This window comes from Mesorhizobium sp. M7A.F.Ca.MR.362.00.0.0 (assembly GCF_004023175.1).
GTDB lineage: Bacteria > Pseudomonadota > Alphaproteobacteria > Rhizobiales > Rhizobiaceae > Mesorhizobium.
The window spans coordinates 1-5634 of sequence record NZ_RZTF01000355.1 but is presented as its reverse complement, the minus strand read 5'-3'; the positions used below and the strand labels follow the sequence as shown (position 1 = coordinate 5634).

7 protein-coding genes (1 of these 7 only partly in view) are annotated in these 5634 nt (G+C 63.4%); 5 read left to right on the top strand and 2 right to left on the bottom strand.

Annotated features, from left to right (window positions below; all coding sequences use genetic code 11):
* Positions 1-230: the final stretch of an ABC transporter permease gene (locus tag EOC06_RS29690; RefSeq protein WP_245470196.1), read on the top strand. Its footprint begins 730 nt before the window's first position; the window shows 230 of its 960 coding nt (coding positions 731-960); its start codon lies beyond the left edge, outside the window; its stop codon occupies positions 228-230.
* A gap of 59 nt (positions 231-289) precedes the next feature.
* Positions 290-973 (top strand): SGNH/GDSL hydrolase family protein, encoded by a 684-nt coding sequence (locus EOC06_RS29685; protein ID WP_127271777.1) that lies wholly within the window; start codon positions 290-292, stop codon positions 971-973.
* Between the two features lie 138 nt (positions 974-1111).
* On the opposite strand, the gene EOC06_RS29680 is transcribed toward EOC06_RS29685, so the two are convergent.
* The gene (locus tag EOC06_RS29680) at positions 1112-1372 is read right to left on the bottom strand and encodes a hypothetical protein (protein WP_127321364.1); all 261 of its coding nucleotides are present in this window, start codon (positions 1370-1372) and stop codon (positions 1112-1114) included.
* 212 nt (positions 1373-1584) lie between these two features.
* Positions 1585-2688: a histidinol-phosphate transaminase gene (locus EOC06_RS29675; protein WP_127396910.1), complete on the bottom strand. Its 1104-nt coding sequence runs from the start codon at positions 2686-2688 to the stop codon at positions 1585-1587.
* Between the two features lie 130 nt (positions 2689-2818).
* Between EOC06_RS29675 and EOC06_RS29670 the strand changes: the two genes are divergently transcribed.
* The 3 genes from EOC06_RS29670 to EOC06_RS29655 all read left to right on the top strand — a co-directional run.
* Positions 2819-3592, top strand: a complete 774-nt coding sequence (locus tag EOC06_RS29670) for an SDR family NAD(P)-dependent oxidoreductase (protein WP_128309466.1) — start codon at positions 2819-2821, stop codon at positions 3590-3592.
* A 206-nt stretch (positions 3593-3798) separates the two neighbouring features.
* Positions 3799-5121: a histidinol dehydrogenase gene (gene hisD, locus EOC06_RS29660; protein ID WP_128309465.1), complete on the top strand. Its 1323-nt coding sequence runs from the start codon at positions 3799-3801 to the stop codon at positions 5119-5121.
* 15 nt (positions 5122-5136) lie between these two features.
* Positions 5137-5634, top strand: a 498-nt coding sequence (locus EOC06_RS29655; RefSeq protein ID WP_164898804.1) for a zinc-binding dehydrogenase, incomplete at its 3' end; no start/stop codon positions are given.

Sequence of the window (5634 nt, the reverse complement as noted above, 5' to 3'; positions counted from 1 at the left end):
CTCGCCCTGCCGATCCTGGCGGTCGCGGCAACGATCCTCGGCGGCGTCGTCTTCGGTCGTGGCGACGGCGGCGTCTGGGGGCCTTTCTTCGGGGCGCTGTGTTTTGCGCTGCTGTTCGTGGTGATGACGGTGCTCGGCATCGACGAGCCCGGCAAGCTCATCGCGCAGGGCGTCATCATCCTCGGCGCGGCGATCTTCTACGGAGTGCGCGTGCGAAACCCCTGATTTGAAACGGCGAAGAGCAAGTGCGCCGGCGTTCAGACAATTGCAAACAGATGGAGAAACATGGATGTCACCGCCAAAAAACATCATGTGCTACGGCGACTCGCTGACCTGGGGCTGGGTTCCGGTCAAGGAAGGGTCGCCGACCTACCGCTACCCTTATGATCAGCGCTGGACCGGTGTGATGGCGGCGGCGCTGGGGGCGGGCTACCACATCATCGAAGAAGGCCTGAGCGCGCGCACGACCTGTCTCGACGACCCCAACGATCCGCGCCTGAACGGGGCGAACTATCTGCCCTCGGCCATCGCCAGCCATCTGCCGCTCGACCTGGTCATCGTCATGCTCGGCACCAACGACACCAAGTCTTATTTCCGCCGGACGCCTTATGAGATCGCCAATGGAATGGCGAAACTGGTCGGGCAGATCCTGACCAGTGCCGGCGGCATCGGCACCCCTTATCCGGCTCCCAAGGCGCTGGTCATTGCGCCGCCGCCGCTGACCCCGATGCCCGATCCGTGGTTCGAGGGCATGTTTGGTGGCGGGCACGAAAAATCCAGGGATCTGGCCAGGCAGTACAAGGCGATGGCGGATTTCATGAAGATCGATTTCCTCAATGCCGGCGATTACCTCACCACGGATGGTGTTGACGGCATCCATTTTACTGCCGGAAACAACGCCGATCTGGGACGCGCCGTCGCCGACAAGGTCAAGTCGATCCTTGAGCCGGGCAAGGTCAGCACTGCCGCCTGAAGCCGCCACGCCCGTCGGCTTGCGGCACACAGGCCTACGGCGCGGGTGTATCGCTCGTTCCTCCGGCGATGCACATCGATACGGGGCCGTTTGGCCCCGTATCGATGTGGCGCTCGACGCCTGCAGACCTGCGTTGATCTAGGGCCTTGTGCCCCGAGGAACATGATCGGCAGACGATTTGGTTTGGCGGTCGAAAACGACCGCCAGGCCGTTCTTCACGGCAAGCGAGGCGACCATGTCGTCGAGTTCGCGATCGGGAATGGCGGGTTTGAGGACCTGCCGGATGGCCCGATAGGCCTGCTCGGTCGACACATAGTCGTAGCGCTTTTTGCGCGCTTCCACATATTGCTCGATGAGAATGCCCAATCGGCGGGCGGCGATGTCATCTGGTTGCTGCAAGGGAGCCTCCTCAGCGTCGATCGTTTGCAGACCCCCGAGATGTAAAAACCCACGCCGCGAAAGTTAAGGCCTGCTGTCGGCTTGAAGCCCAAAAAATCTATTGCCTTCGTTCAACGAACTGCGCCGCAGAGTGTCATCGTGTCCGAACTGGCACATCGCAGCCGCAAGGCGCGGGTCAACTTGCCCGTCCGAATCCCGACCAAAGCGTGTATTCACAACAGCTCCGACAGAACGGCCATGAAATGGTCGTTCTCCGCTGTCGAGCCGATGCTGACTCGCACATAGGTGTCAAAACCCTGCTGCTTCCACGGCTTGACGATGACGCCGTGACGCAGCAGGCCTTCGACGAAGGCGGAAGCATCTTGCCGGCAGTTGAAGAACAGGAAGTTGCCCCTGGAGGCAGCGACATCGAGGCCCTTGCTCGCCAGGAAAGTCTCGACGCGTTTTCTCTCTGCATTGGCCAGCGCGACGACCCTGGCAAGGTGTTCGTCGTCGGCCAGTGCCGCGAGTGCGGCCGCCTGGGCCATCGCGTTGGCGTTGAAAGGCGTGCGGACGCGATCGAGCAGCGCGCGCAGCTCCGGGTCACCGACGATGCCGAAGCCGATCCGCAATCCGGCCAGACCGAACGCCTTGGAAAAGGTCCGCAGCACGATCCAGGGCCGGCCCAGCTTTTCGAGATAGGGCAGGGACGACGCATAATCGTCGCCCTTGGCATATTCGGCATAGGCTTCGTCGATGACGATCAGCGTCTCGTCGCCGACCGCATCCAGAACCCTCGACAGATCGCCGCCGGAGAGCCAGCTGCCGACCGGGTTCATCGGGTTCGAAAACAGCAGCATGCGCGGCCTTTCGCGCACCGCCTCGACCAGCGCATCGACATTGATGGTGAGATCGCCGTTGACGGCAACGCGTTTGACGGTCGCCCCCATCAGCGTCGCGTAGTCCTCATGCAGCGGGAACGACGGATAGAGGGTGACGACGGCATCGCCGGGCCGCAACACGGCACGGCTGATGACGGAGAGAAGATCTTCGGAACCGTTACCCAGGATAATCTGGCCCTCGGCGACGGCATATTTGTCGCCGATCGCCTGGCGCAGCTTGCGCCCGGCAGGGTCCGGATAGAGGCGGAACATCTCGGAGCCGGCATGCATCGTCGTGGCGAGGGTCGGGCTGGGCCCGAGCGGGTTTTCGTTGGAGCCCAGTTTGGCGATCCTGGCCGGTGCGTATCGCTCCATGACCTCGTCAATGGTCAGCCCGGAATTGTAGGGCGACAAACGGTTGACTTCGGTGCGGACCATGTCCGAGGCTTTCGACACGGGCGGGCTCCTCTGCGGTGGATTTCGTCATCCGTACCGTAGTCGAAATAGTTTGTATATGCTTGTATATGTAACTTGGTCTGATAGTCTCGACGCTGAAGCGGAAACCGACGCCGGCAAGGAGGATCACATGCGCAACGCTTCTCTCTTCGATCTCTCCGGCAGGAAGGCGCTTGTCACCGGCGCAAGCCGAGGCATCGGGCGCAGCATCGCCGAAGCGCTGAGTGCTGCCGGCGCCGACGTCGCGGTCTCGGCGCGGAGCCTGGCCTCATTGCAGGACACAACGGCAGCCATCCGCGCCGCCGGCGGAGTGGCGCACGCCATCGCTCTCGACGTCACCGATGTCGGCCGCTGCCGCGCAGCCACCAACGAGGCTGCCGGCCTGCTTGGCGGTCTCGACATTCTCGTAAACAATGCCGGGATGGAGGAGGTGCGGCCCTCGCTCGATGTCGACGAGGCGCTGTGGGACAGGATCGTCGACACGAATCTCAAGGGAGCGTTCTTCTGCGCCCAGGCCGCCGCGCGGCAGATGCGCGATGCCGGCCGTCCTGGTGCCATCATCAATCTGTGCTCGCTGACATCCGAAGTCGGAATTCCCACCGCGGTGCCATACGGCTCGTCGAAGTCGGGCCTGCTCGGCATGACCCGCGCCCTTGCGGCGGAGTGGGCGGAGCTTGGCATAAGGGTCAACGCCATCGCGCCGGGATATTTCAGGACGGCGATGACCGACGTTTTCTACAGCAACGAGGCATGGCAGCACTCCATGCTGGCCAAGATCCCGCAGCGTCGTTTCGGCGACCTCCACGACCTGCATGGCATCGCCGTGTTCCTCGCTTCGGATGCGGCTGCCTACATAACCGGCCAGTCCATTCCGGTCGATGGCGGCTTTCTCGCCTCGATCTGACGAGGCAGGTTTGTCTCCGTAGTTTCGACGGGAAGGATGATGGAAAAATTGCTGGCGACTATCATACATACATGTATATACTTTTGCCCGGTGAAGCCTCTCGACGGCTTTGATCCTTGCCCCGGTCGGCCTGTCGACCCGCAGAACTATGGCCATCCACGGGCCAACCGTCATTGCGTTCCAAGAGTTCCAGGAGACGAGCAATCATGTCCGACATCAGCTTCCACGATTTGTCATCCATCGATGCCGACCAGCGCGCCAGTCTGCTGAAGCGCGCCGAGGCCGATCTGACGGTCTTCGTCGAGAAGGTCCGGCCGATCATCCAGGCCGTCAAGGACGAAGGCGATGCCGCCTTGATCCGCTTCGCCAGGGAACTCGACAAGGCCAATGTCGCCGAGGGCGAACTGCAGGTGTCGGAAGCCGAGTTCGACGCGGCGTTCGACAAGGTGGAAAAGGATGTCGTCCAGAGCATCCGGTTCGGCATCGACAACATCAGGCATTTCCATGAGGAGCAGAAGCCGGAGACGATGTGGCTCAAGGAAGTCCGGCCGGGCGCCTATGCCGGCGACAGGTACACGCCGATCGCATCCGTTGCGCTCTACGTGCCGCGCGGCAAGGGCGCCTTTCCATCGGTGACGATGATGACGTCGGTGCCGGCGGTGATTGCCGGCGTGCCGCAGATCGCCATCGTGACGCCGCCGACATCGGATGGTTCGGTGGATGCGGCAACGCTCGTCGCCGCGCGTCTCGCCGGCGTGGGCACGGTCTACAAATGCGGCGGCGCCCAGGCAGTTGCCGCCGTCGCTTACGGCACCGAGACGGTGAAGCCCGCGCTCAAGATCGTCGGCCCCGGCAGCCCGTGGGTGGTCGCGGCCAAGAGCGTGCTGTCCTCGGTCATCAACACAGGCCTTCCGGCCGGCCCGTCGGAAGCGATCATCTTTGCCGATGAAAGCGTTGACGGCGGCCTTGCCGCGCTCGACCTGTTGATCGAAGCCGAGCACGGGCCGGATTCCTCGGCCTATCTGGTGACGCACAGCCGCAAGGTTGCAGAAGCAGCGCTTGCTGCACTTCCCGAGCATTGGTCGCGGATGACCGAGCAGCGTGTCGAGTTTTCGCGCGCGGTGCTGACCGGCAAGCGCGGCGGCATCGTGCTGACCGCGTCGCTGGAAGACAGCTACCGCTTCATCAACGACTATGCGCCCGAACATCTCGAGATTCTGTCGAAGGAGCCGTTCGCGCATCTCGGGCGCATCACCGAGGCGGCCGAAATTCTGATGGGCCCGCACACGCCGGTGACGCTGGCCAACTTCGTTCTCGGTCCCAATGCTGTGCTGCCGACCAGCCGTTGGGCGCGGACCTACGGGCCGCTTTCGGTAACGGATTTCGTCAAGCTGTCGTCGGTCGGCTATGTCACCTCGGTGGCCTATCCGGAACTCGCTCTGCACGCCCGCAGGCTCGCCCGCTACGAGGGCTTCAGCTCGCATGAGAACGCGGTCTCGGAAATCCGCGACCGCTATCTCGCCGGTTGAGCGGAAGCGATCGTGATGAAGGCCGCACGACTGTATGGACCTGGTGACTTGCGCATCGAGGACATCGCCACGCCGGGCGTGCCGGATGCGGGCTGGGTGAAGCTCAAAGTCGACGCCGCAGGCATTTGCGGTTCGGACCTGCACAATTTCCGCACGGGACAGTGGATAAGCCGGTCGCCTTCGACGGCCGGCCATGAGCTGACCGGCACGGTGACTGCCATCGGCGCGGGCGTGGACGCCTTCGCCATCGGTGACAGGGTGGTCGCTGATTCCCGGTTCTGGTGCGGAGACTGCGCGCAATGTCATGGCGGCAGGCGGCATCTCTGCGCGTCACTGGGCTTCGTCGGAGAGGTCTGCGACGGCGGGTTTGCCGAACAGGCGGTGCTGCCCGCACGGCTCTTGCATATCATTGATGCCGGGCTCGACGAGCGGGTCGCGGCGATGGCCGAGCCGCTGGCGGTGGCGCTGCACGCGGTGCGGCGCCTGCCGAAAACGGCCGGCTCGGTGCTGGTC

What these genes read in the sequence shown, in the direction of transcription:
- EOC06_RS29685 (WP_127271777.1), top strand. Translation starts at nt 290, where the DNA reads ATGTCACCGCCAAAAAACATCATGTGCTACGGCGACTCGCTGACCTGG.
- EOC06_RS29670 (WP_128309466.1), top strand. Translation starts at nt 2,819, where the DNA reads ATGCGCAACGCTTCTCTCTTCGATCTCTCCGGCAGGAAGGCGCTTGTC.
- hisD (WP_128309465.1), top strand. Translation starts at nt 3,799, where the DNA reads ATGTCCGACATCAGCTTCCACGATTTGTCATCCATCGATGCCGACCAG.